Source organism: Rheinheimera mesophila (assembly GCF_000986865.1).
GTDB classification, from domain to species: Bacteria; Pseudomonadota; Gammaproteobacteria; order Enterobacterales; family Alteromonadaceae; genus Pararheinheimera; species Pararheinheimera mesophila.
The window spans coordinates 85,817-111,227 of record NZ_LAVS01000003.1; the positions used below are offsets into that span (position 1 = coordinate 85,817).

The 25,411-nt window shown below is 48.5% G+C and carries 25 protein-coding genes; 19 read left to right on the forward strand and 6 right to left on the reverse strand.

What is annotated here, in order from left to right; translation table 11 throughout:
* Positions 1–45: 45 nt before the first annotated feature.
* On the forward strand, positions 46–915 hold the full coding sequence (locus SD53_RS02400) for a TolB-like translocation protein (RefSeq protein WP_125060853.1): 870 nt from the start codon (positions 46–48) through the stop codon (positions 913–915).
* Here SD53_RS02400 and SD53_RS02405 read toward each other — a convergent pair.
* The 3 genes from SD53_RS02405 to SD53_RS02415 form a co-directional block, all read right to left on the reverse strand.
* Positions 912–2,690, reverse strand: coding sequence for an ExeM/NucH family extracellular endonuclease (locus SD53_RS02405; RefSeq protein WP_046518628.1), 1,779 nt, complete (start codon positions 2,688–2,690; stop codon positions 912–914). The two genes, SD53_RS02400 and SD53_RS02405, sit on opposite strands and share 4 nt — an antisense overlap.
* A gap of 206 nt (positions 2,691–2,896) precedes the next feature.
* The gene (purD, locus tag SD53_RS02410; RefSeq protein WP_046518629.1) at positions 2,897–4,183 is read right to left on the reverse strand and encodes a phosphoribosylamine--glycine ligase; all 1,287 of its coding nucleotides are present in this window, start codon (positions 4,181–4,183) and stop codon (positions 2,897–2,899) included.
* An 89-nt stretch (positions 4,184–4,272) separates the two neighbouring features.
* A complete protein-coding gene (locus tag SD53_RS02415) occupies positions 4,273–5,097 on the reverse strand; it encodes a class I SAM-dependent methyltransferase (RefSeq protein WP_046518630.1) in 825 nt (274 codons plus the stop codon).
* Between the two features lie 250 nt (positions 5,098–5,347).
* On the opposite strand from SD53_RS02415, the gene trmJ reads away from it, so the two are divergent.
* From trmJ to der, 18 genes are all read left to right on the forward strand, one after another.
* The gene (trmJ, locus tag SD53_RS02420; RefSeq protein ID WP_046518631.1) at positions 5,348–6,070 is read left to right on the forward strand and encodes a tRNA (cytosine(32)/uridine(32)-2'-O)-methyltransferase TrmJ; all 723 of its coding nucleotides are present in this window, start codon (positions 5,348–5,350) and stop codon (positions 6,068–6,070) included.
* Positions 6,071–6,080: 10 nt separating this feature from the next.
* A complete protein-coding gene (gene cysE / locus SD53_RS02425) occupies positions 6,081–6,890 on the forward strand; it encodes a serine O-acetyltransferase (RefSeq protein WP_046518632.1) in 810 nt (269 codons plus the stop codon).
* Between the two features lie 133 nt (positions 6,891–7,023).
* Positions 7,024–7,506 (forward strand): Fe-S cluster assembly transcriptional regulator IscR, encoded by a 483-nt coding sequence (gene iscR / locus SD53_RS02430; protein ID WP_046518633.1) that lies wholly within the window; start codon positions 7,024–7,026, stop codon positions 7,504–7,506.
* Positions 7,507–7,525: 19 nt separating this feature from the next.
* The gene (locus tag SD53_RS02435) at positions 7,526–8,740 is read left to right on the forward strand and encodes an IscS subfamily cysteine desulfurase (protein WP_046518634.1); all 1,215 of its coding nucleotides are present in this window, start codon (positions 7,526–7,528) and stop codon (positions 8,738–8,740) included.
* A gap of 28 nt (positions 8,741–8,768) precedes the next feature.
* Complete coding sequence (gene iscU, locus SD53_RS02440; protein WP_046518635.1) at positions 8,769–9,152, forward strand: Fe-S cluster assembly scaffold IscU; 384 nt, start codon at positions 8,769–8,771, stop codon at positions 9,150–9,152.
* 3 nt (positions 9,153–9,155) lie between these two features.
* Positions 9,156–9,479 carry an iron-sulfur cluster assembly protein IscA gene (iscA, locus tag SD53_RS02445; RefSeq protein WP_046518636.1) on the forward strand — a complete coding sequence of 108 codons (324 nt, stop codon included), beginning with the start codon at positions 9,156–9,158 and terminating at the stop codon, positions 9,477–9,479.
* 12 nt (positions 9,480–9,491) lie between these two features.
* Positions 9,492–10,016, forward strand: coding sequence for a co-chaperone HscB (gene hscB, locus SD53_RS02450; RefSeq protein WP_046518637.1), 525 nt, complete (start codon positions 9,492–9,494; stop codon positions 10,014–10,016).
* 8 nt (positions 10,017–10,024) lie between these two features.
* Positions 10,025–11,881 carry a Fe-S protein assembly chaperone HscA gene (gene hscA / locus SD53_RS02455; RefSeq protein WP_046518638.1) on the forward strand — a complete coding sequence of 619 codons (1,857 nt, stop codon included), beginning with the start codon at positions 10,025–10,027 and terminating at the stop codon, positions 11,879–11,881.
* 1 nt (position 11,882) lies between these two features.
* Positions 11,883–12,221 (forward strand): ISC system 2Fe-2S type ferredoxin, encoded by a 339-nt coding sequence (gene fdx, locus SD53_RS02460; protein WP_046518639.1) that lies wholly within the window; start codon positions 11,883–11,885, stop codon positions 12,219–12,221.
* Positions 12,222–12,402: 181 nt separating this feature from the next.
* On the forward strand, positions 12,403–12,834 hold the full coding sequence (gene ndk / locus SD53_RS02465) for a nucleoside-diphosphate kinase (RefSeq protein ID WP_046518640.1): 432 nt from the start codon (positions 12,403–12,405) through the stop codon (positions 12,832–12,834).
* 163 nt (positions 12,835–12,997) lie between these two features.
* Positions 12,998–14,122 (forward strand): dual-specificity RNA methyltransferase RlmN, encoded by a 1,125-nt coding sequence (gene rlmN, locus SD53_RS02470; protein WP_046518641.1) that lies wholly within the window; start codon positions 12,998–13,000, stop codon positions 14,120–14,122.
* A gap of 23 nt (positions 14,123–14,145) precedes the next feature.
* Positions 14,146–15,462, forward strand: coding sequence for a type IV pilus biogenesis/stability protein PilW (pilW, locus tag SD53_RS02475; protein ID WP_052749221.1), 1,317 nt, complete (start codon positions 14,146–14,148; stop codon positions 15,460–15,462).
* Complete coding sequence (locus SD53_RS02480; RefSeq protein ID WP_046518642.1) at positions 15,459–16,643, forward strand: RodZ domain-containing protein; 1,185 nt, start codon at positions 15,459–15,461, stop codon at positions 16,641–16,643. The genes pilW and SD53_RS02480 overlap by 4 nt, the downstream gene beginning before the upstream one ends.
* Positions 16,643–17,758: a flavodoxin-dependent (E)-4-hydroxy-3-methylbut-2-enyl-diphosphate synthase gene (ispG, locus tag SD53_RS02485; protein ID WP_046518643.1), complete on the forward strand. Its 1,116-nt coding sequence runs from the start codon at positions 16,643–16,645 to the stop codon at positions 17,756–17,758. The genes SD53_RS02480 and ispG overlap by 1 nt, the downstream gene beginning before the upstream one ends.
* A gap of 44 nt (positions 17,759–17,802) precedes the next feature.
* Entirely contained in the window at positions 17,803–19,077 is a 1,275-nt protein-coding gene (hisS, locus tag SD53_RS02490) for a histidine--tRNA ligase (protein ID WP_046518644.1), read from the forward strand.
* 11 nt (positions 19,078–19,088) lie between these two features.
* Positions 19,089–19,727, forward strand: coding sequence for a YfgM family protein (locus SD53_RS02495; protein WP_046518645.1), 639 nt, complete (start codon positions 19,089–19,091; stop codon positions 19,725–19,727).
* Positions 19,728–19,736: 9 nt separating this feature from the next.
* Positions 19,737–20,921, forward strand: a complete 1,185-nt coding sequence (bamB, locus tag SD53_RS02500; protein ID WP_241481741.1) for an outer membrane protein assembly factor BamB — start codon at positions 19,737–19,739, stop codon at positions 20,919–20,921.
* Between the two features lie 186 nt (positions 20,922–21,107).
* Positions 21,108–22,583, forward strand: coding sequence for a ribosome biogenesis GTPase Der (gene der, locus SD53_RS02505; RefSeq protein ID WP_046518646.1), 1,476 nt, complete (start codon positions 21,108–21,110; stop codon positions 22,581–22,583).
* Between the two features lie 340 nt (positions 22,584–22,923).
* Here the strand turns inward: der and SD53_RS02510 are convergent, their stop codons facing one another.
* The 3 genes from SD53_RS02510 to xseA form a co-directional block, all read right to left on the reverse strand.
* Complete coding sequence (locus tag SD53_RS02510) at positions 22,924–23,457, reverse strand: dihydrofolate reductase family protein (RefSeq protein ID WP_046518647.1); 534 nt, start codon at positions 23,455–23,457, stop codon at positions 22,924–22,926.
* A gap of 114 nt (positions 23,458–23,571) precedes the next feature.
* A complete protein-coding gene (locus SD53_RS02515) occupies positions 23,572–24,042 on the reverse strand; it encodes a hypothetical protein (RefSeq protein WP_046518648.1) in 471 nt (156 codons plus the stop codon).
* A complete protein-coding gene (xseA, locus tag SD53_RS02520) occupies positions 24,029–25,381 on the reverse strand; it encodes an exodeoxyribonuclease VII large subunit (RefSeq protein WP_046518649.1) in 1,353 nt (450 codons plus the stop codon). Before xseA ends, SD53_RS02515 begins: the two co-directional genes overlap by 14 nt.
* Positions 25,382–25,411 lie beyond the last annotated feature (30 nt).

The following is a 25,411-nucleotide window of genomic DNA, read 5'->3' on the forward strand; positions in this document are numbered from 1 at the left end:
GCACCGTCATAACACTGGTGCTGATTAACTGACAAGGACTATCAAGTGCGACTACTCTCTGTTGCTTTGGCTGTTATGGTGTGGCCTGTCGCCGCTGCCTTACCGCAATACAATTTATATCTGACTGATTTATCGAAAGATTTGTCTGTGTCTAACAGCGTGAAAATCAATAACACTACAACGTACATCAATCAGCCTGCTTTTAGTACGGACGGAAAAAGCTTATTTTTTACCCTGGAGCAAGGTTTGGGTACAGCAGTGCAAACCGATATCGGCCGTTATGATATCGCTGATAAAACACAGGATTTACTCACAAAAACAGCCTTAAGTGAATACTCACCGACTTTATTGCCGGATGGTTCAGGTGTTTCTGTGGTGGTGGTCGAAGCGGACCAAACACAACGATTATGGAAAGTGGACTGGCAGGGCAACGCCAGTGTGCTCAACGCCAACCCTAAGGGGGTGGGGTATCATGCCTGGGGGCCTGATCAGGATCTGTTGTTGTTTATTCTGGGCGACCAAGAAAACAACCACACTGTGCGCTATCTGGATAAAAACGGAGAGCTGACCACGCTGGCGACTGGCGTAGGGCGGGCTTTAAGCTGGCAGCCTGGTACTCAGAAAGGGTTTTTCACTGAAGTGAAACAGCAGCAACTGTATTTAAGTTTTTATGATGTAAAAACAAAAACCACAACACAAACCGAACTGGCGCTGCCGGCAGGGGGACAGGATTTGGTCTGGTGGTCGGCAGATACTTTACTGGTGTCTGCTGGCAGCAAAATTTATCAGTGGCAGTCATCAGGCAGCCAAGGCTGGTCTTTATGGTTGGATTTATCCAAAGACTGTGGCACTGAAATCAGCCGTTTTGCGCTCAATAAAGAGCGCAGTCAGTTGGCTTTTGTCTGTAAGGTTTAAAACTTAAAGTCAATCAGCACCGGGTCATGATCTGATGAACGGAATGGATCCGGTGCATACAAACTTTGTTGCTGAGCTTTTGATTTAAACTCTGTGTTGTAATCCAATACGGCGGGCTCGTCGGCATTGATAGCCCAGTGCTGGAATTGAGTCAGTTGTTTCGCCATGTTTTTGCTGGCAAGGGCATGATCCAAAGAACCTGTGCGGCCCTTGTAAACATAAGAATAATGACCCGCGTCACCGGTTGGTGCCAAATGCACCCAACCTGCCTGTTCCAGTGTATAAATCGGATCCTCCTGACGATAGGCATTTAAATCACCTATCACCAGTTGATGTGGTGTATTGACCCCTGTAGGTTGAGTCTGCAACCAGGCCGTTAAGGCTTTAGCCGCTTCAACACGGGATTGGTTCCAGCAGCCCTGACCATCGTTATGATCAGCATTGGCTTTATCAACAATGCCAGACTGTGGTTCCGGGCAACTGCCTTTGGATTTAAAATGATTGATGCTGACCGTAAAAGTGGTGGAAGTGTTTTTGGCTTGAAAGCTCTGTGCGAGCGGTGGACGTGAGCCATAAGCAAAAGGCCCTTGCGCTGTCACCGCCGCTTTGCCTGCTTCTGTTACTTTTTGCTGGTTATAGATAATAGCCACTTTAATCGCATCATTGCCTTGTGAAGCCTCTGGTTTAACAAAAGCATACCGCTCCTCACCTAAAGTTTTATTCAGCTCACGCACTAGAGTGGCTAAAGCACTGCGCTTATCAAAACCATTATTTTCAACTTCCAGCAAGCCGATGATATCAGCATCCATCCGGGATAAAGCCGCTATCATTTTGGCTTGCTGGCGTTTGAGCTCATTGGCATCAGTAGCACCACGACGGGTAGGGAAAGGGTTAGTTGCGGTTTCACCGGTAAAAAAGTTCAGCACGTTAAAACTGGCGACTCGGATATGATCCGCAGCTTTAGCTTTTGGCGCTTCAGCTCTGGCATTACTGGCCTTAAAATCAGGCACCTGTGCTGCAACTAAACGATAGCCTTGTTTAGTTTCAATCAGGTAGCCTTGCAGATTGTGTACTGTATCTCCCACACGCACTGTATTGCCGGCCGATAAGTTGCCATCCGGAAAAATCACAGGATCAGGGTTTTGCTTAAAAATACCATCGTCCAAAATCAGCTCAGCTAAACGCTGTTGTTGTTCAAACGTATTAGCCGTTTTGCCCGGTCTGTATAATTCAGTCGCGACCCAGAGTCTTTTATCGGCTAACAACACTTCGCCATAACGGGACAAGCCATAAGTGTCATTGACCACTAGTTGCTGTGGAAAAGACAAATACTGACCTTCCAGCGCTTCCCAGTCTTGCTTCGACTGAACAGGCACTTTTGCTGTGACAGGTTGTGGCGCAGCTTGTTGGCCACAAACCGAGCTTGATACATCTACCAAAGCTGTCATGCCATTAAGTTCAACAACCTTGCCTTTTACTTCTAAAAGTTGGCCCGGCTTTACTTTTTGTACCAGAGCTTGATCGGCAATCAACAAAGCCTCACTGGTTTTTGGATTGTTATCTGGGGTCAGGCTTTGCAGCAGCATCCCTGCTGCTTTGCTATCTGGATACAAGACAGCTGTGACTACTCCGGAAGTAGAGACTGTTTTGTTCAGCAACGGGCTTTGTTTCGTTTCGCCCTGAATAGCAGAAACAGGAGTTTCAATCTGACAAGTGGCGGTCGCACCAAATGATACGGCAGTCAGCACCAATAAGGTAAATACAGAGAGTTTCATTCAAAGAGTCCTTTAATTCAGGGGCAAAAACACAGATGTGTACAGCCTAAGGCAGTGAGAAAAATCTACAAGGATAAATCGTTGAATTTCGTATGAAATTGCTGTGAATAGCAAAAAGGCGCCGAACGGCGCCTTAAAGATAAAACAATATCCTGAGTAATTGATGTTGCAATCAACAAGATTGCAGCTTCAAGTACAGCGGGTAGTTAGCTGTTTTCACGTTTGATTGCACGATACCCTATATCTCTACGGCTAAATACGCCATCCCACTGTATTTTATCGGTCAGCTCATAGGCCGCTTTTTGTGCAGCCGTTACATTCACACCTAAAGCCGTAGCGCAGAGTACGCGGCCACCAGCTGTTAATACCTGACCGTCTTTTAACACAGTACCCGCATGAAATACTTTGGCTTCACGGCTGTCCTCTGTCGGTAACCCTGAAATCACATCCCCTTTACGGTACTCATCCGGATAACCTCCAGCCGCCAGCACTACGCCGACAGCAGCGCGGCTGTCGAATTTAATCTCTTGCTGAGCTAATTTGCCTTCCACAGCGGCTTGACACAGCTCGACCAAGTCGGACTGTAAACGCATCATAATAGGCTGAGTTTCAGGGTCACCAAAACGGCAGTTAAACTCCAGCACTTTGCAGGTGCCATCCGGTGCTACCATCAAACCTGCGTAGAGAAAACCAGTGTAGATATGGCCCTCAGACGCCATCCCATTGACTGTAGGGTAAATCACGTTCTGCATCACCCACTCATGCACTGCAGGGGTTACTACTGGTGCCGGAGAATAAGCGCCCATACCCCCAGTGTTTGGGCCTTTATCACCATCATCGCGGGCTTTGTGATCCTGAGAGGAGGCAAAAGCTAAAGCGTGAGTGCCATCGACCATTACGATAAAGGAGGCTTCTTCGCCTGTTAAAAACTCTTCAATCACCACACGGCTGCCAGCAGAGCCAAACTTATTGCCTGCGAGCATATCCTCTATCGCAGCAAAAGCTTCAGCTTCGGTCTGAGCGATAATTACGCCTTTGCCTGCGGCTAAACCATCGGCTTTAATCACAATTGGAGTGCCGTTGGCCTGAACGTAAGCTTTGGCCGGTTCAATGTCAGTAAAGTTGGCGTAAGACGCAGTTGGAATGTTATGACGGGCTAAAAAGTCTTTGGCAAAAGCTTTCGAGCTCTCAAGTTGAGCTGAAGCCTGAGTCGGACCAAAAATAGCCAGGCCGTGCTGACGGAAAGTATCCACCACACCTTTGGCCAGTGGGGCTTCGGGGCCCACTATAGTCAAAGCTATGCCTTCACTTTTGGCAAAAGCAGTCAGGGCTGGCACATCGTCTGCGGCAATAGCCACATTGGTCAGATTGGCTTCCAGTGCAGTACCTGCATTACCCGGAGCGACAAAGACTTGTGTCACATGAGCCGATTGTGCAGCTTTCCATGCCAGCGCATGTTCACGACCACCACCACCTATTACTAATACTTTCATCGTCAGTTTCGCCCTAATCAGTCCAGAAATTTTATTCAAACAAGGTCAATCAAATACTCAACATCAGTGTCACTAAAACAAACAGCAGCCTAGTTGGCTGCTGGTTTGCGGAATTTCAGCGTCATGCGGTCACTTTCACCTATGGCCAGATACTTGTCTTTATCCTGCTCTTTTTGCGACAAAGTCGGAGGTAAAGTCCAGACACCACCCGGGTGATCGGCTGTATCTTTAGGATTGGCGTTGATTTCGCTGCTGGCCTCTAAAACAAAACCAGCTTTTTGCGCCAGTTCAATGGCCAGACTTTGGGGGAAATAACCCGACTTTAACCAGTCCGCTGTTTTTTTCGCTTCAGGTAAACGGTGCTCAACCACACCTAATACGCCACCTGGCTTTAACGCGGCATAAAAAGAACTAAACGCATCAATCATGCCTTGTTCACCTTTTTGCATATACCAGTTATGCAGATTACGGAAGGTCAGTACTACATCAGCGCTATTCGCTGGTGCCACTTGCTGGTTAGGCAATGGAGAGAATTCGGTGACTACGACCTGACTATAAACAGGATCGGACGCCAGTTTTTGTTTAAAAGCGGCTAAATTGCGTTTGGCATAGTCTGAGGTGCTGTTGGCCGGAAAATGTGCCGCATAGTATTTACCTTCTTTGGCCAGTAACGGCGCCAGAATTTCAGTATACCAACCAGCGCCTGGGGAGATTTCAACCACAGTACTTTGTGGTGTCACCCCAAAAAAAGCCAAGGTTTCAACCGGATGTCTGTACTGATCACGCGCTTTATTGGCTTCTGTGCGGGCAGGATTTTGTACCGCCTGCTGTAATGCTGTGGTATCAGCATGGGCAAAAGAAAACTGAGTGAGCACTAAACTGGATACTAAAACGAATTGCGATAACGCCTTCATAACACGATCCTTCTGAGTTAAAAACCTGCGCTAGTGTAACAAAGCACAAAGGCTTTTGCAGTGAGAAATCACCAGCGGCGATATTTGTGGGACGACGGGTCTGCTTATCGATTTTTGGATGGCTGGACTGCTAAATTTCAATCAACAAAAATTTTATGCTGTGATAAAATGCTGCCCCTTGAATTGGTAAGCGTGCTGTTGGGCTGAAGATAGCTTCAGAATTGAAACAGTGTATTAGGCTGGAGTGGGCATGTTAGATCAGATCCGTATTGTGTTAGTAGGTACTTCTCATACCGGAAATATAGGTTCGGTTGCCCGCGCCATGAAAACTATGGGCTTAAGCAAGCTGGTGCTGGTATCTCCGAAAGAATTACCGGACGGTCAGGCTTATGCATTGTCGGCAGGTGCCAGTGATATTCTGGCCAATGCTCAGGTGGTGGAGACTCTGGAGCAGGCCATATCCGATTGTGGTTTAGTGGTTGGCACCAGTGCCCGTTCCCGTACCTTGTCCTGGCCTATGCTGGAGCCGCGTGAATGTGGTGAAAAAGCCGTACTGGAGGCCAGCCAAAAACCTGTGGCTTTGGTATTCGGGCGTGAAAACAACGGCTTGACTAACGAAGAGTTACAAATGTGCAACTTTCACGTCTGTATTCCGGCCAATCCTGAATACAGCTCCTTGAATTTGGCGATGGCCGTGCAAATTATTGCTTACGAAGTACGGGTCGCCTTTTTAGCGCAGCAGGATAAAACGCCTGAAGCCGATTTAACTCTTTATCCGGACATCGACCAGATGGAGAAGTTTTATGTCCACCTGGAACAAACCCTGAGCGATACAGGTTTTATTATCAAGCAGCACCCAGGCATTGTGATGACCAGATTGCGCCGGCTGTTTGCCCGTTCAAGACCCGATGATCAGGAACTGAATATCTTGCGGGGTATTCTGGCCTCGATTCAACGCACCACCAAGTCATAGGATCTAGACCATGTTTGCAGGTATCAAAGAAGACATTAAAAGTGTGTTCGAGCGGGACCCGGCGGCGCGCAGTGCGTTTGAAGTACTGACGAACTATCCTGGCTTGCACGCCATCTGGTGGCATCGGATGAACCATCGCTTGTGGCAAGCCAACTGGAAATGGCTGGCGCGTTTTTTAAGTACTATAGCCCGTTGGCTGACCGGGGTTGAAATTCATCCGGGCGCTAAAATTGGCCGTCGTTTTTTTATCGACCATGGCATGGGTGTAGTGATAGGTGAAACGGCTGAAATTGGCGACGACGTCACTTTGTATCACGGTGTGACCTTAGGTGGCACCAGTTGGAGTCCGGGTAAACGCCACCCCACCTTAGGTAACGGCGTGGTGATAGGGGCTGGCGCCAAAGTATTAGGGCCTTTGTATGTCGGTGAGTCCGCCCGTATTGGCTCCAATGCTGTGGTGGTCAAAGATGTGCCTCCCGGTGCGACAGTGGTCGGTATTCCGGGGCGTATTGTGGCCAAACAGGATATGGCTCTGACAGAACAACGGCAGCAAATGGCAAAGAAGTTTGGCTTTGATGCCTATGCAGTGTCCAGCGACAACCCGGATCCAGTCGCCAATGCAATGGGGCGCATGCTGGACCATATGCACTTTTTAGACAATAAAGTGACGGAGCTGTGCCAGAGCGTCAACAAGCTCGGTGGCAATGTCTGTGACATAGTGCCGGAAATCGCTATCGAAGATGAAGCCTTCATCCAGGCGGAGCGCGAAGCGGCGGAGCAGCGCAAAAAAGCTGTCGAGGCTTTTGACCCGACTATTTAACCTGCTGCAGAGTTTTTCATCGGAAAAAGAGTTGAACCTAAACGGATAATACCTGACTAAATTGGTAGGATTAATACTTGACTAAAACAGTCAAGAATGTACAATTTGCGCCATTCGTTTCAGGGAGTCCGTTATGCGTTTAACTTCAAAAGGCCGTTACGCTGTGACCGCTATGCTGGATGTTGCGTTACATGCAGAGTCTGGCCCGGTATCACTGGCGGATATCTCTGAGCGGCAGGGTATATCCCTGTCTTATCTTGAGCAGCTCTTTGCCCGTTTACGCAAACAAGGTCTGGTCAGCAGCGTGCGTGGTCCCGGTGGTGGTTATCAGTTGGGATTAGACCCGATGCAAATATCGGTCTCTGCGGTGATCAGCGCAGTGGATGAATCCGTAGATGCCACACGTTGTCAGGGTAAATCTGATTGCCAAAGCGGCGCTAAATGTTTAACCCACAGCTTGTGGAGCGATTTAAGCGAACGCATCGAAGACTTCCTCACCGGTATCACCTTAGGTGAACTGGTTCGCCAGAATGAAGTGAAAAAAGTGGCGAAACGGCAAGATGGCCGTGTGTTAAAAAATCCAGCAACTGAAATCGAAGTCAGTTGCCAGTTGTAGGCAAAAGCCGGAGCAGAAAATGAAGCTACCTATTTATTTAGACTATGCAGCCACAACCCCGGTTGATCCGCGGGTGGCCGAAAAGATGATGCAATTTTTGACTATGGATGGTTCTTTTGGTAATCCGGCGTCACGTTCGCACAAATTCGGCTGGCAGGCAGAAGAAGCGGTAGAAATTGCCCGTGCGCAAATTGCCGAATTAGTCAACGCCGACCCGCGTGAAATTGTATTCACTTCAGGTGCGACTGAATCCAACAACTTAGCTATTAAAGGGGCGGCACAGTTTTACCATAAAAAAGGTAAACACCTGATCACGGCTAAAACCGAACACAAAGCGGTATTGGATACCATGCGTTCTTTAGAGCGTGAAGGTTTTGAAGTGACTTATCTGGATGTGGAAGCCAATGGTTTAGTGGACCTGAATAAATTAGAAGCCGCCATCCGTCCTGATACCACTGTGATCAGCATTATGTTCGTGAACAACGAAATTGGTGTGATTCAGGATATCGCTGCTATTGGCGAGCTGTGCCGCAGCAAAGGCATTATTTTCCATGTCGATGCGGCTCAGGCCACTGGTAAAGTCGATATCGACTTAGAGACGTTAAAAGTAGACCTGATGTCGTTCTCAGGTCACAAAACCTACGGCCCGAAAGGCATTGGAGCTTTGTATGTGCGCCGTAAGCCACGTATTCGTTTAGAAGCCCAGACGCACGGTGGTGGTCATGAGCGCGGTATGCGCTCAGGTACCTTAGCCACCCACCAAATTGTCGCCATGGGTGAAGCCTTCCGTATTGCCAAAGAAGAGATGCACGCTGAGCGTGAACGTATTGCTGTGTTACGTGACCGTTTATTAGACGGTATTAAAGACATAGAACAGGTGTTTTTGAATGGTGATGCGGTGCAACGTGTACCTGGCATTACCAACGTCAGCTTTAACTATGTCGAAGGTGAATCTTTGATTATGGCGTTAAAAGACATCGCCGTATCTTCAGGTTCGGCCTGTACTTCAGCCAGTCTGGAACCTTCGTACGTGTTACGTGCATTAGGTTTAACCGACGAGTTGGCACATAGTTCTATCCGGTTCAGTATCGGCCGTTACACCACGGAAGAACAAATTGATCACACCATTAAGATAGTGCATGACGCCATTGGTAAATTACGCGACATGTCACCTCTGTGGGAAATGTACAAAGACGGCGTGGATTTAGGCAGTGTAGCCTGGGTTGCACACTAGTAATTATCTGGATTAGAGGGCATAAGCCATGGCGTACAGCAACAAAGTCATAGACCATTACGAAAACCCACGCAACGTAGGTTCATTCGCCAAAGACGACCCAAGCGTCGCAACAGGTATGGTGGGTGCACCTGCTTGTGGTGATGTAATGAAGTTACAGTTAAAAATTAACGACCAGGGCATTATTGAAGATGCCAAGTTCAAAACCTATGGCTGTGGCAGCGCTATTGCATCCAGCTCATTAGTAACTGAATGGGTCAAAGGCAAAAGCATCGACGAAGCGGCCTTAATCAAAAACACCGATATAGCGCAGGAACTGGCTTTACCCCCGGTTAAAATTCACTGCTCTATTTTGGCGGAAGATGCAATCAAAGCAGCCATTGCCGATTACAAACAACGTCACGGGAATTAAGTTATGGCGATTTCAATGACACCAGCGGCAGCCGATCGCGTCAGAAATTTTCTGGCCAACAGAGGCAAAGGCCTGGGTTTGCGTGTCGGTGTGAAAACCACCGGCTGCTCCGGGCTGGCTTATGTGCTGGAGTTTGTTGACGAGTTAAATGATGATGATCAGGTATTTGAACAGGATGATTTGAAATTGATCGTCGATGGTAAAAGCCTGGTGTACATCGATGGTACTGAGCTGGATTTTGTCAAAGAAGGTTTAAACGAAGGGTTTCAGTTTAACAACCCCAACGTCAATGGCGAATGTGGTTGTGGCGAAAGCTTCACCGTTTAACGAAGGGCGCCGATGAATTACTTTCAGCTTTTTCATCTGCCAGCTCAGTTCGAGCTGGATTTGACTGAATTAGGCACCCGTTATCTGGAACTGCAACGCCAGTTCCACCCGGATAAATATGCCGCAGGCTCTGAGCGTGACAAGCTGATGGCGGTGCAACAAGCCGCCAATATCAATGATGCGTATCACAGCTTAAAGCAGCCGTTATTGCGTGCGGAACATTTGTTGGCGTTACGGGGTTTAAAAATCAGTAACGAGCAGCGCAGCTTTATGGAACCTGCGTTTTTAATGCAGCAAATGGAATTACGCGAATTACTGGCTGAGATCAGTGATGCGGCGGATCCAGACGCTTTAATAGATGAAGCCGACCAGCAAATTCAGCAACAGAAAAAAGCTCTATTACGACAATTGCAATCGGCACTGGATGCCAACACACCTGAGCATGATCATCAGGCGGCTGATATAATCCGCAAACTCAAATTTTTCTTTAAGCTGCAGCAAGAGTTGGAGCTTTTGGAACAACAAACACAAGACTAAAGAGCAGCATGGCGTTATTACAAATTGCAGAGCCCGGTCAAAGCGCGGCTCCACATCAGCACAAGTTAGCCGCAGGTATTGATCTGGGCACCACCAATTCGCTGGTTGCTACTGTTCGCAGTGGCGAAGCCAAAACGCTGTTTAATACAGCAGGCCAGGATATGGTGCCTTCTGTGGTGCGCTACACCAAAGACAGCGTTATTGTTGGTCATGCCGCTGCAGCGGATGCTGTGTTGGACCCTCACAACACCATAGTGTCAGTGAAACGCCTGATGGGCCGTGGTTTTGCTGAAATCAGTGCCGATGCCGAACAGATCCCTTATGAGCTTGTCGATCAATCCGGTTTAGTGGCGATTAATACCATTCAGGGTATTAAAAACCCGGTCGAAGTGTCAGCAGAAATTCTGGCGACCCTAGCCGATACCGCCAGTCAAACCTTAGGCGGCGAGCTGACCGGTGTGGTCATTACCGTGCCTGCTTATTTTGACGACTCACAACGCCAGGCGACCAAAGATGCAGCGAAACTGGCGGGTCTGAATGTATTGCGTTTATTAAACGAACCTACAGCAGCGGCCTTAGCTTATGGCCTGGATTCAGGTCAGGAAGGGGTGGTTGCGGTTTATGATTTAGGTGGTGGTACTTTTGATATCTCTATTCTGCGTTTAAAGCGGGGTGTGTTTGAAGTCTTAGCCACAGGTGGCGACTCGGCTTTAGGTGGAGATGATTTTGATCACGCCCTAGTCAGTTGGTTGCAACAGCAAACGGGCCAAAACACACTGTCGCATTCCGAGTTGCGCCAGTATCTGGTGACAGCCCGCCAAATCAAAGAAAACTTAAGCGCCACAGAACAGCTTGATTTTGTGTTGCCACTCGCCTCCGGTGAATTTAAAGGCCAGATCAGCCGTGCTGATTTTGATGCATTAATCCAGCCCTTAGTGCGCAAGACGATTCGTGCCTGTAAACAAGTGCTGCGGGATGCAGGTTTAGACATTGAAGAAATTCAGCAGGTGGTGATGGTCGGCGGTTCTACCCGGGTACCATTGGTACGAAGTGCTGTGGCAGAGTTTTTCAACACCGAGCCTTTAACCTCGATCGACCCTGACAAAGTCGTAGCTATAGGCGCTGCTATTCAGGCCAATGTACTGGTCGGCAATAAATCGGACCACGATACCTTGCTGCTCGATGTGATCCCGCTGTCTTTAGGCTTGGAGACCATGGGTGGCTTAGTGGAAAAAATCATTCCACGCAATACCGTTATTCCGGTGGCCCGTGCTCAGGAATTTACTACCTTTAAAGATGGCCAGACTGCTATGGCGATTCACGTGCTGCAAGGCGAACGTGAACTTGTCGATGCTTGTCGTTCTTTAGCACGTTTTAACCTGACTAATATCCCGGCTATGGCTGCGGGTGGCGCTCATATTCGGGTGACCTTTCAGGTCGATGCCGACGGTTTATTGAGTGTCACAGCGCAGGAGAAATCCACTGGGGTCAGCGCCAGTATTCAGGTCAAACCTTCTTACGGTTTAACTGATGATCAGGTCGCGACCATGATCAAAAGCTCTATGCTCTACGCCAAACAGGATATGCAACTGCGTTTGTTAAAAGAGCAACAAGTCGAAGCTGAGCGTGTGCTGGAAGCGGTGACTGCAGCGTTAAAAGCGGATGCTGCACTTTTAACCGCAGAAGAAAAGTTAAATGTAGAACAAGCCTTGGCTGAGCTGGCCACAGTGAAACAAGGCGACAACACGGCCGCTATTAAAGCGGCTATTGAACATACCAATCATATAACGGATGAGTTTGCAGCACGCCGTATGGATATTTCCATCCGCAGCGCATTGCAGGGTCATAAGGTCGACGAGGTCTGATATGCCACAAATCATCTTTTTACCCCATGCCGAATTATGCCCTGAAGGTGCGGCAGTTGAAGCCAAAACAGGCGAAACCGTGCTGGATGTGGCACTGCGTTCAGGCATTTCGATTGAGCATGCCTGCGAAAAATCCTGTGCCTGCACCACCTGTCACGTCATAGTACGGGAAGGTTTCCGCTCGCTGAACCCAAGCGATGAGCTGGAAGACGATATGCTGGATAAAGCCTGGGGCTTAGAGCCGGATTCACGCTTAGGTTGTCAGGCCCGTATTGCCGATGAAGACTTAGTGGTCGAGATTCCTAAGTACACTGTCAATATGGTCAGCGAAGGCCATTAATACTGCTCTGTTGCTACAAAAGAAGCAGCTTCAGGCTGCTTTTTTTATCACTACAACGCAGGTTCAGATCACAACACAAAAGCTTTATTCGCACCATTTAGAAAAAATAGGTTTTTTATTTTCCTTAGCGTATAATTCGCGGCCTTAAATTTATTCACCCTTTTGATTACAGGAGTCTGTCATGGCTTTAGAACGTACTTTTTCAATCGTAAAACCAGATGCAGTAGCGAAAAACCATATCGGTGCTATCTACCACCGTTTTGAAACTGCAGGTTTACGCATTGTTGCTGCCAAAATGTTGCACTTAAGCCGTGAACAGGCTGAAGGCTTCTATGCGGAGCACAAAGAGCGTCCATTCTTCAACGCTTTAGTTTCTTTCATGACGTCTGGCCCTGTGATGGTTCAGGTATTAGAAGGCGAAGACGCTGTACGTAAAAACCGTGAAATCATGGGTGCAACTAACCCGAAAGACGCTGCTGCCGGTACTTTACGTGCTGACTATGCGGCCAGCATTGACGAAAACGCTGTGCACGGTTCAGACGCCGCTGCTTCTGCTGCCCGTGAAATTGCTTACTTCTTCACTGAAGCTGAGTTGTGTTCACGTACTCGTTAATTTATTTAAACCGTCGTTCTTGAAGAGGCAGCGCAGCTGCAACTCCAATTACTTAGGTTTAGAATGAGTTACATGGACGATTCGATAAAAGGGAGCACAGCTCCCTTTCTATCTATTTAAACTGTCCTATTTTTATTAAGTTATTGTTGTGAGGAAAGCCCAAATGAGCCAAACAGAAAACAAAGTCAATCTGCTTGATCTGACCCGCGCCCAGATGAAGGAGTTTTTTGTCTCTATTGGTGAAGCAGGCTTCAGAGCCGATCAGGTGATGAAATGGATTTACCATTTCTGCATCGACGACTTTGACAAAATGACCAACATCAACAAGAAGTTGCGTGACAAATTAAAAGAAAAAGCTGTGATTGCAGCACCAGAAGTGGTGACACGACAGGACAGCGCCGATGGCACTATCAAGTTTGTGATGGGCTTGTCTGGTGGTCAGGAAGTGGAAACTGTCTGGATCCCGGAAAAAGACCGTCGTACTTTATGTGTCTCCTCACAAGTAGGTTGCGCTTTAGAATGTACCTTTTGCTCCACAGCTCAGCAGGGCTTTAACCGCAATCTGAAAGTGTCTGAAATCATTGGTCAGGTCTGGCGTGTGGCGCAAATCATCGGCAGCTACGGTGATACCGGTGAAAAACCAGTGACCAACGTAGTGATGATGGGCATGGGCGAGCCTTTGCTGAACCTGAATAACGTAGTACCTGCCATGGAGCTGATGCTGGAAGACTTTGGTTTTGGTTTATCCAAACGCCGCGTTACTTTAAGTACTTCAGGTGTAGTGCCGGCTTTAGATATGCTCAAAGAGCGTATCGACGTGGCTTTGGCTATTTCTCTGCATGCACCAAACAATGCGCTGCGTGATGAACTGGTGCCAGTGAATAAAAAATACCCTATGGAAGAATTCCTCGCTGCAGCGAAACGTTATGTCACAGATTCCCGGGCAAACGACAAAGTCACAGTCGAATATGTGATGCTCGATGGCGTGAACGACAGCATGGAACAAGCCCATGAACTGGCACAGGCGCTGAAAGGCACGCCGTCCAAAGTGAACCTGATCCCTTTTAACCCATACCCGGGTTCTCCGTACAAACGCTCCAGCAATTCCCGTATCGATCGCTTTAATAAAGTGCTGCAGGAACATGGTTATACGGTGATGGTGCGTAAGACCCGTGGTGATGATATTGACGCTGCTTGTGGTCAGTTGGTCGGGGATGTGATTGACCGTACCAAACGTTTAGCAAAAAAACAGATGAAAGGTCAGGAGATTTCAGTAAAAATGGTGTAACACTCCATTGCACTGGTATAGCTATGAAAAAACTCAGGCTGTTCGCTTGTGTTATGTTCAGTTTACAATTGGCAGCTTGTGTCACTGAGACTACTGTTGTCGGCAGTGACCGCCAGGTTCGCCCTAAGACGGATGAAAAAGAAGCGGCCCGTACCCGCATCGCTTTAGGTATTAATTACCTGCAAAGGGGCGATAATGCTCAGGCCAAGTTTAATCTGGAGAAAGCCAAAAGCTTAGCGCCAGAGTTGGCCGAAGTGCATAACGCCATGGCCTATTATTATCAGCAGGTGGCCGAATATGACGCTGCTGAAAAATCCTACCAAAAAGCTATAGATCTCGAGCCTGATAACGCTGACTCCTACAACAACTACGGTGCTTTTTTATGCCAGCGTGGTAAGTATCAGCAAGCCGAACAGTTACTGCTGCAGGCAATCAGCCGCCCTGGTTATATCCGTGCTGCTGATAGCTACGAAAATATTGCTTTGTGCCGCTTGGAGCAAAAAGACTTTATTCAAGCCAAGTCCTATCTCGACTTATCCATTAAACACAACGCCAGCAGGCCCAGCGCTTTGTTTAATTTAGCTTCTGTCCATTATGCGATGACGGATTTATCAGCAGCCCAGGTGCTGCTCGACAGAATGCAAAACGCGTCGCAAATTTCGCCCCGTTCTGTGTTATTGAGCTATCAGATCGCGCAGGAGCAACAGGACTACAGCAGGATGCAAACGGCAGAGCAATTACTGCTGACCACTTATCCGCAGAGTCAGGAAAGCTTGTTGTTTAGTCAGGGCAAATTGAACGAGTCCGAATTCAGTAAACTCAGACAAGACTATAAACAGCAGTTACTGCAACAGCCGGCTGAACAACGCAAAACTGGGGTAGTTCAGCCTAAAATCAAAATCACCCGGAAAAAGCCACCCGCAGTTGTGGCAATACAACCAGAGATTGTGCCTGCTGAACGGACGACAGAGACACAAAGTCAGGCTGAAACTCTGGTTCAGCAACATGAAGTACAACAAGATGAAACCTTGTATGGCATAGCAGAGCGTTACAGTGTTACTATTAGCGATATAATCAGCTGGAACTCTTTGCGTGATAATCAGCCTATAGTCAGGGGGCAGATCCTTTGGATTGGACAACAAGCACCCCGGCAGATCGAACCACAAATTGAAGTACCAGAACGTTATCAAATCCAGTATGGCGATACCTTATTTCGGATTTCGATGCGTTACAGGGTGAAACTAACCAGCCTGCTGCAATGGAACAACTTAACTGAGCAAAGCCCGATAAGGGCTGGGCAATTTATCTACTTAAAAGATCCGGCACAATTGGAATTATGACGACTGAATTAACGCAGCCTGGTAGCGCAGTAACAGTATTGAGCGCAGGACAAACCCTACGCCAGGCCAGAGAGCAACAAAATCTGACCGTAGCCCAAGTGGCACAGCAACTGAATTTAAGCAGAAGCCTGATCGAGGATATTGAACAGGATCAGGTGGATGCCAAGTTGTCTTCTACTTTTGTGCGGGGCTATTTGCGCTCCTACGCCAAATTATTGAAAATACCAGCTCAGCACATACTGGACATCTACAGCAGTAACTCGAAAGGCTTGCATCAGGTGCCCAGCCTGACCCGCAGTTTCTCCAAGCGTACCGCCAAAGAAGCGACAGAAAATCGCTTTATGTGGGTGACCTATTTTGTGATTGCGGTTTTTGTGGTGTTGCTGGTCCTGGGCTTCTGGCAAAGCCGCTATGGCGGTTCAGCCTCAGGTTCTGCTTTGCCTATGGCGCAAACAGACGAAACTATGCAGGTCAGTGAAGACAGCACGTCTGTTGAATCCCCCTCATACCAGTCAACAGCGTCGACACAACAGACTATACCTGTCACTCAGTTGGAGCAGACTGAGGCAGACACTGCCCCTGCACAAAACGCGTTAACCACAGATGCGCCGACTGTGATCTCTGCTGTAACGCAAGCTGACCAAACTCAGGGGACTGAGCCAGAAACTCAGAACGCTACGAATTCGACCAGCACTACGACTGCAGGCGCAGAGACTGTAGCTGTTGTGGACAATCAGACCCCAACGCAGACCTCAACACAGCCCCTAACGCAGCAACCTTCGTTGCCAGCGGCAACAACACCAGTTCAAGGCCAAGGACAATCGCCAGAGCCTTTGCCAGCGCAGGGCGCTGCTGTGGTCAACGCTGAGACAGCCAGTCAGCAGCCTGCTACCGCCGCTGCCGAAAACCAAACCAGTACTGAAGTTGATGCAACAGCGACGGCTGCTATTAGCCTGTCTTTAACTGCTGAATGTTGGGTCGATATAGTAGATGCGACAGGTAAGCGTTTGGTGTTTGGCAGTCGTCAGGCGGGTGAACAACTGAATTTACGCGGTGTTGCGCCAATCAAAGTGTTATTAGGTAACGCAGCCGCCGCCACTCTTAGCTTTAATGGCGAAGCCATCGACCTGTCAGGCTATCCAACAGGTCGGGTCGCCCGGTTAACCCTCGGACAAAACTGATGAGTTACGCAGAAAATCCTATTAAAAGACGCCAGTCCACGCAAATTAAAGTGGGCAATGTGCTGATAGGCGGTGATGCGCCTATTGCAGTGCAGTCGATGACCAATACCAAAACCACAGATGTAGCCGCCACAGTGGCGCAAATTCAGGCCATTGCCAAAGCAGGCGCTGATTTAGTGCGGGTGTCTGTGCCAACCATGGAAGCGGCTGAAGCCTTTAAGCTGATTAAACAGCAATCGCCTATTCCACTGGTGGCCGATATTCATTTTGATTACCGTATCGCGCTGAAAGTAGCGGAATACGGCGTTGATTGTCTGCGGATTAACCCAGGCAATATAGGCCGGGAAGATCGTATCCGTTCTGTGGTCGAAGCGGCGCGTGATAAAAATATTCCGATCCGTATTGGCGTCAACGGTGGTTCGCTGGAAGCCGATTTACAGGAAAAGTATGGCGAACCTACACCAGAAGCTTTGGTGGAATCGGCGATGCGTCATGTTGAAATCCTGGACAGACTGAACTTCGACCAGTTTAAAGTCAGTGTCAAAGCATCCGATGTGTTTTTAGCCGTGGGTGCTTACCGTTTGCTGGCGAAACAAATCAAACAGCCTCTGCATTTAGGTATTACAGAAGCTGGGGGCGCCCGTGCCGGTGCTGTTAAATCTGCAATAGGTCTGGGTATTCTGTTGTCTGAGGGCATAGGCGATACCCTGCGCATCTCTTTGGCGGCTGATCCGGTTGAAGAAGTGAAAGTGGGTTTTGATATTTTAAAATCACTGCGTATTCGCTCCCGTGGTATTAACTTTATTGCCTGTCCAAGCTGCTCCCGCCAGGAATTTGATGTGATCAAAACCATGAATGAGTTGGAGCAACGGCTGGAAGACGTGGTCGACCCTATGACGGTCTCGGTGATAGGTTGCGTAGTGAATGGGCCTGGGGAGGCCTTGATCTCCGATTTGGGCGTAGCAGGAGCCAACCGGATGAGTGGTTTCTACCTCAAAGGCCAGCGGCAAAAACTACGCATCGATAACAACAACGTCGCAGAACAATTAGAAGCCCAGGTACGGCTGTATCTGGAAGAGCAAAAACGCCTGATTGAAATTAAACAGTTGGATTAAGCGGCATTGCTGCATGATCCGCTTTGGACAAAGAGATAAAACCCGTGTCAAAAGATATCCAGGCCATTCGTGGCATGAACGACTGTTTGCCGGCCGAAACTCCGGCATGGCAGTATGTGGAACAGATTTTACGTAAAACAGTACGCAACTATGGTTATGAAGAAATTCGTTTTCCTATAGTGGAAATGACGGAGCTGTTTAAGCGCTCTATCGGCGAAGTGACTGACATCGTTGAAAAAGAAATGTACACCTTTGCCGATCGTAACGGTGACAGCCTGACCTTAAGGCCTGAAGGCACAGCAGTGTGCGTGCGTGCCGCCAATCAGAATGGCTTGCTGTATAACCAGGAGCAACGCCTGTGGTATATGGGGCCAATGTTCCGCCATGAACGTCCGCAAAAAGGCCGTTATCGCCAGTTTCACCAGTTTGGTTTAGAAGCTTTTGGTATGGCAGGCCCAGACATTGACGCCGAAGTCATTCTACTCAGTGCCCGTTTATGGAAAAGTTTAGGTTTGTCGTCTCATGTCACGCTAGAGCTGAACTCTTTAGGTTCGAATCAGGCGCGTGCGGATTACCGTGCCGCTTTGGTCGCTTATTTAGAACAGCATAAAGAACTGCTGGATGAAGACAGCTTACGCCGCATGTACAGCAATCCGCTGCGGGTACTGGATAGCAAAAATCCGGCTATGCAGGAGATGCTGGGCAAAGCGCCACAGTTGCTGGATTATTTAGATGATGAATCCAAAGCCGACTTTGATGGCTTACAAAAGCGGTTAAAAGCCGCAGGCGTTGAGTTTGTGATAAATCCGCGTTTAGTGCGCGGCCTGGATTATTACAACAAAACTGTATTCGAATGGGTCACTAGTAGTTTGGGTTCACAAGGCACTGTCTGCGCCGGTGGCCGTTACGATGGTTTAGTCGAGCAACTGGGCGGCAAAGCCACGCCTGCAGTTGGTTTTGCCTTAGGTATGGAGCGGCTGGTATTATTGCTGCAAACCTTAGATTTATTGCCACAAGAGCAGAGCCAAACTGATATTTATCTGATGGCCTTGGGTGAGAGTGCGGAACTTGCGGCGGTTTCTATTGCCGAAGGCCTGCGCAATGATTTACCGGACCTGCGTTTAATGACCCATGCAGGTGGTGGCAATTTAAAGAAACAACTGAAAAAGGCGGACAAGTCTGGTGCCAGTCTTGGTCTGCTGCTAGGTGAAACTGAACTGGCCGCAGGCGAAATTACGCTGAAATGGCTCAGAGCAGAAAAAACCCAACAAAATATTAAATTGACTGAATTAAGCAGCGCTCTGAAGCAGCTGGTTTAAAGGGATCGAAGATGGAAATTTACAACAGCGAAGAACAACAAGTCGAAGCTATTAAGCGCTTTTGGAAAGAAAACGGCACCGCTATTATCGCCGGGGTTGTTTTAGGTTTAGGCGGCTTGTATGGCTGGCGTTATTTTCAGGACCAGCAGCTCGAAACTACTATGGCTGCATCAAGTGCCTACACTAAGTTACTGGAGCAGCAACAAAAAGCCGCAGATAACCCAGAGTTGTTAGCACAGTTTCAGGCTTTTGTTGACGAAAACAGCGACTCCTCTTACGCACTGCTGGCGGCTTTTGTTGCAGCCAAAGAAGCGGTAGCAAAAGAAGATTATGCAACCGCAGCCAAGCAACTGAACTGGGTGCTGACCACCGCCAAACAGCCGGAAATTAAGGCGCTGGCGCAGTTGCGTTTAGCCCGGGTACAAAATGAGCAGAAAGATTATCCAGCGGCTATAGCAACCCTTGCCTTAGCTGTACCTGAAGCGTTTAAGGCACAACAGCAGGAATTACTGGGCGATGTACTGTTGAATTCCGGCGAGCCGGCAAAAGCGAAAACGGCTTATCAGGCCGCTGTCACTGCCACAAAAGATGCTCAGAATCCACTTCTGAAAATAAAATTAGACGAACTGGCGCACGTAACTGCTGCTTAAGGTGTAAGAGTGAAGTTATTCAAGTCCCGTATCGGCTTCATGCTGGTGTTGTTGACGACTTTGGCGGCCTGTTCTTCGAAAGAGGAATTGGTTTATCCGGAAATTAACAACAAAATTGAACCCGAAGAAATTTGGAGTGCCTCCGTAGGGGATGGCGTTGAACATTATGATTCAGCGCTACGGCCATTGATTTACAAAGATAAAGTCTTTGCGGCCAGCCGCGCTGGTTTAGTCATGGCTTTTGACAAAGAGTCCGGCGATCGTCTATGGACCTTTGATGTGCGCGACGACGGTACTGGTAGTTTCCTCGATGGCCTGAAGTTCTGGAATTCGGAAACAGCCCGGGTTTCCGGTGGTGTCAGTGCCGGTTATGACAAAGTGTTTGTCGGCACTGAAAACGGCGATGTCGTAGCGCTTAACCCCGAAACCGGTGAGCTGGTCTGGCGGGTGAAAGTCAAAGGCGAAGTCATTGCCAGCCCTGCAGCAGGTGACGGTTATGTGCTGGTAAATACGTCAGCCGGCTACATGTTTGCCCTGCACCCTGACACTGGCGAACAGCGTTGGATGCATGAACAGGAAAGTGCATTACTCAGTTTACGGGGGACCAGTGAGCCCGTGGTGGCCAATGGGGGGGTTATTTTTGGTAGTGGTGCCGGCAAGGTTTCAGTACTGATAGCGGACAAAGGTGTGTTGGCCTGGGATGCTGCCATCGCAGTGCCTAAAGGTGCCACTGACTTATCCCGTATGGTCGATGTGGATGCAACACCTATAGTGGTGGATGGAACTATTTACGCTATTGCCTTTAACGGTGAGCTGGTGGCGCTGGAACTGCGCACAGGCCGGGTGATCTGGAAACGGGAGTACGCCAGCTTCCGCGATATGGTGATTGAAGGCAATACCATCTACCTGGTGGACAGTGTTGGTAAAATCTTCGCCATAGACCGTCGTAATGGCTTAGAACAGTGGGCTCAACTTGGCTTGCACAAACATTTCCTGACCGGACCCGCGGTGTATAAGGATTATCTGGCTGTGGGCGATGTAGAAGGTAACTTATTCTGGTTGGATAAAAACACCGGTGAGTTTGTTGCCCAAGAGACTTACGGCTCTGGTTTTTATGTGCAGGGTGTCAGCACAGCCGACGAATTAGTGATCCAAACCCGGGATGGTGAGCTAAGTTTAATACGCTTGCCTTAACCCTGCCTGGTATGGAAAAGGACGAGGTCGGAGCCGATAAAATATCGTCTCCGGCCTTGTCGTTTCATAGCCTGTAGTGATTGTGGCCAGTGTCAGGCTGTCAAAAGCCCGGCATGGCAGAGTAAGAAGGCCAGTTGGCCTGCGGTATCCACAAGGATACATAGTAATTTTATTTGAGGTAAAACCATGTTACCTGTTGTGGCTTTGGTTGGCAGAGCCAACGTTGGAAAATCAACATTATTTAACCGCTTAACCCGCACCCGTGACGCCTTAGTGGCGGATTACCCGGGCCTGACGCGTGACCGCAAATACGGTTCAGTCAAATACGAAGGTTACGAATTTATTGTGGTCGATACCGGTGGTATAGACGGCAATGAGCAAGGCATTGAAGTAGAAATGGCGGAGCAGTCACTCAAAGCCATAGACGAAGCCGATGTCGTGCTCTTTATGGTCGACGCCCGGGCTGGTGCCATGGTGGCTGATGATGCGATTGCCCAGCACTTACGCCGTATTAATAAAAAAGTGTTCCTGGTTGCTAATAAAACCGATGGTTTAGACGCAGACACAGCTACAGCCGATTTCTACAGTCTGGCGCTGGGTGAAGTGTATCCAATAGCTGCCGTACATGGCCGTGGCGTAGTGTCTTTGCTGCAACATGCGTTGTTACCTTTGTTGTCTGAACAGCAACAACAACGTATTGCCGCTATTGAAAGTGGCGAAGAATTACCGGACGAGTTTGAAGAAGAGGAAAGCGAAGAGGACATTACTCAGGCCAAGGACCAGCATATCAAGCTGGCTATAGTCGGTCGTCCAAACGTAGGTAAATCCACCTTAACCAACCGTATTTTAGGCGAAGAGCGGGTGGTAGTATTCGATATGCCGGGCACCACTCGGGATTCGATTTATATCCCTATGACCCGCGGTGAGCGCGAGTATACGCTGATTGATACCGCCGGTGTGCGTCGCCGTGGCAAAATTGACGATATGGTCGAAAAGTTCTCTGTCATTAAAACTCTGCAGGCGATTGAAGACGCTAACGTGGTGATTTTAGTGCTGGACGCCCGTCTGGGGATTTCCGACCAGGACTTAAGTATTTTGGGTTTTGTGCTCAATTCTGGTCGCTCTTTGGTGATTGCGGTGAACAAGTGGGATGGTTTGGACGATCGCATTAAAGATGATGTAAAACGTGAACTCGACAGACGTTTAGGTTTTATTGACTTTGCCCGCTTGCATTTTATCTCGGCTTTGCACGGCTCAGGTGTCGGTAACTTATTTGAATCGGTCGAAGAAGCCTTCGATTCGGCTACCCGTCGTGTCAGCACAGCGCTTTTAACCCGCATAATGAAAATGGCCGTGGAAGATCACCAACCACCTATGGTGAAAGGCCGTCGGGTGAAGCTGAAATACGCTCACGCCGGTGGTTACAATCCGCCTATTATCGTGATCCACGGTAATCAGGTAGAAGATCTGCCAGATTCGTACAAGCGTTATCTGATGAACTATTACCGTAAGTCGCTGCAGATGATGGGCACACCAGTGCGGATTGAGTTCCGTGAAGGTGAAAACCCCTTCGCGACCCGACGTAATACGCTGACACCAAATCAGCAGTACAAACGCGACCGTATCCTAAAAGCCAGGGCGAATCTGGTGAATAAGAAGTAAGTTGTGATTCTCAGGGCCAGCGCAAGCTGGCCTTGTTGTTTGTGGGTTGTGTATGTCGGAGATGGTTGCGGTTAGTATGATAACTGCCAGTCTCTGTTGGGTTCTTGCATTTGTTCTTCGCATTCAAAACAAATTATACGAGCGGGTCTTATACACACTCCTGGTGTCAGGCGATTAATGACAGTCTTTTAGCGCTGATTAGCTAAGTTCTTAATTGCAATATTTTTTACTTTAAAGTATCTCGCCAAAGGCTAAAGCTTTAAAGTAAAAATGTAGCAAATAGCCACTAAATGCTGGGGACAGGTTTTGCCATATGCGCAGGATTTATTTCAGCTCCAGCTTATCTGCAACTATACCTGCTCTGCACAAATCCACTCTGATAGACCCGGGTTTCCAGATGCTGTAATTTGAGATCGGCAGGTAAAGCGCCAAATAGCGTTATGCCTTCGCCAATCAACACCGGAATTCGGGTGAGTGTCAGTTCGTCGACCAACTGATGGCGCAGGCCTTGTTGAATAATGTTGCCGCCATCCAGGTAAACTGCTTTGTAACCTTGCTGCTTCAACTGATGAATAATATCAACCATAGCGCCCTGACGGATGTCGACTTTATCTTGCAGTTCAGGCGGTAAATCAGCAGAGCGTAGTTGATGACTGAGTACCACGGTTTTCACCGGATAAGGCCAGTCGATACCAAAACTCAGCACTTTTTCAAAGGTGATGCGCCCCATTAACATCACATCAATGCCAGCCATAAAAGCACCGTAGCCATGATCGTCTGTGGAGTCAGTGGCAGAGGTTAACCAATTGATGTCACCATCTTTTTTAGCGATAAAGCCGTCCAGGCTAGTGGCTATAAATACTTTTACTTCCATTGATATGTGCCTTCTGTTTGCGCGTTAACTTACAAAAATACAGCTACTATCAAAACATAAAATGATCTACAGAACAGTTACAACTTGTATTTCGGCTTGAACGAAAGTTTTTATCTATTCGTCTTTAATAGTGTGGGGCATTTCATTCAAATATCGTTGCAATTGCGCCACCCGCTTGGGTCGTTCAAACAACTGATACAACTCCAGCCAGTCGGACAACTGCATCAGCGGTAAATCCTGTTGCCAACTGGTTTTTTCAGGCTGAAACTCAAAGGCTTGTAAACCCTGGTCTTTGAGCACTTGTATGCCGGCCATCAGTTCGATCACAAGGCCGTTTTTGTCAAAACGGGCAAAGCCCTGGCTGCGATAAATAGGATGAAGAGAGACAGGCAGAAGCTGAGCATACCTACCCAGCAGGGTTTTAAACTGCTCAAAGCGTTCCAGTGTGCAAACGAGATCCAAATCCCTGGCCTGGGCTTCTATGCCATAACTTTGTAGTAAAAAACTGCCGCCTATGGCCCAGTCTGTGGGTCCGAGCAGTTGCACTAACTCTGCGGCGACTTGCCTGATCTCAGTGGTTTGCATCGGTACCCGGAGAAACCTGTTCGACACGGGCGATAAAATGCCCCTTCGCCAACCGGGTTTTTATCTGTTGGCCTATCACAAGTGATGAAGCGTCAGTAATGACTTGCTGCTCTGCGTCAAAGCTGATGCTGTAGCCACGCTCTAACGTGGCGAGGGGACTGACGGTATGCAAACGGCTGCTTTGCAATAACCATTGCTGCTGCTTTTGTTTCAGTAAGTGTTGCATCGACTGATGCAACTGATGCTGGTGCTGACTCAGCTTTTGTTGTTGCTGTTTAATCCGCACCAGCGGAGTTAATTGTTGCAGGCGATGTTGTAAAAACTGCTGTTGCTGCGCCGCTTTATCGATACGCCGTAGTAATGCAGTTTGTAGCCTCATTTGCAGTTCATCCAGATACTGCTGTTGTTGCTGTAAACCCCGGGCCGGGTCGAGCAGGGTTAAACGATGCACTAAGGCGGTTAAACGGGGTTGCTGCTGCCGTAAATAACTTTGCATGGAGCGTTGCAAGCGCTGCTCTGCAGCTTGCACCAACTGCAGTTGTTGTTGCTGATCCGGTGATACCAGCTCAGCGGCGGCAGAAGGTGTGGCTGCGCGCACATCGGCCACAAAATCAGCTATGGTAAAGTCAATTTCATGACCTACAGCACTGACGGTTGGAATAGGGCAATGGGCTATTAAACGTGCCACCTGTTCGTCGTTAAAACACCACAAATCTTCCAGCGAACCACCCCCCCGGCCAATCAGCAACACATCCACTTCATTGCGGGATATAGCTTTTTGGATGGCATGGTAAATTTGCGCCGGCGCCTGAGTGCCCTGCACTAAACAAGGATAAATAATCACTTCCAAAGCCGGAGCGCGGCGTTGCAGTACTGTAATGATATCGCGGATGGCTGCACCAGTAGGGGAGGTGACCACCCCAACTTTTTGTACTTTTTTCGGCAGCGGCTTTTTGCGCTCTGGCGCGAATAAACCTTCAGCAGCCAGTGTAGCTTTGATTTGTTCATACTGCTGCTTCAGTAAACCATCACCAGCAGGTTCTAGCATATCAGCCAGTAACTGATATTCACCCCGGGGTTCATACACACTGATACGGGCGCGGATCAGAACTTGCTGACCATTTTTTGGCTGCAGGCTGGCGTATCTGTTGCTTTGTTTAAACATTGCCACTTTGACCTGAGCGGCCTGATCTTTGAGTGAAAAGTACCAGTGACCGGAAGAGGCGGCGATAAAATTGGAGACTTCACCTACTAACCAAAGCTGGCGAAATTGCAGCTCCAGAGTCAGGCGAACTTCAGAGTTTAAGCGGGAGACAGTGTAAATATCAGCTTGCGACATAAAGGATTCCTCAACCCCCTTCGTACTTGA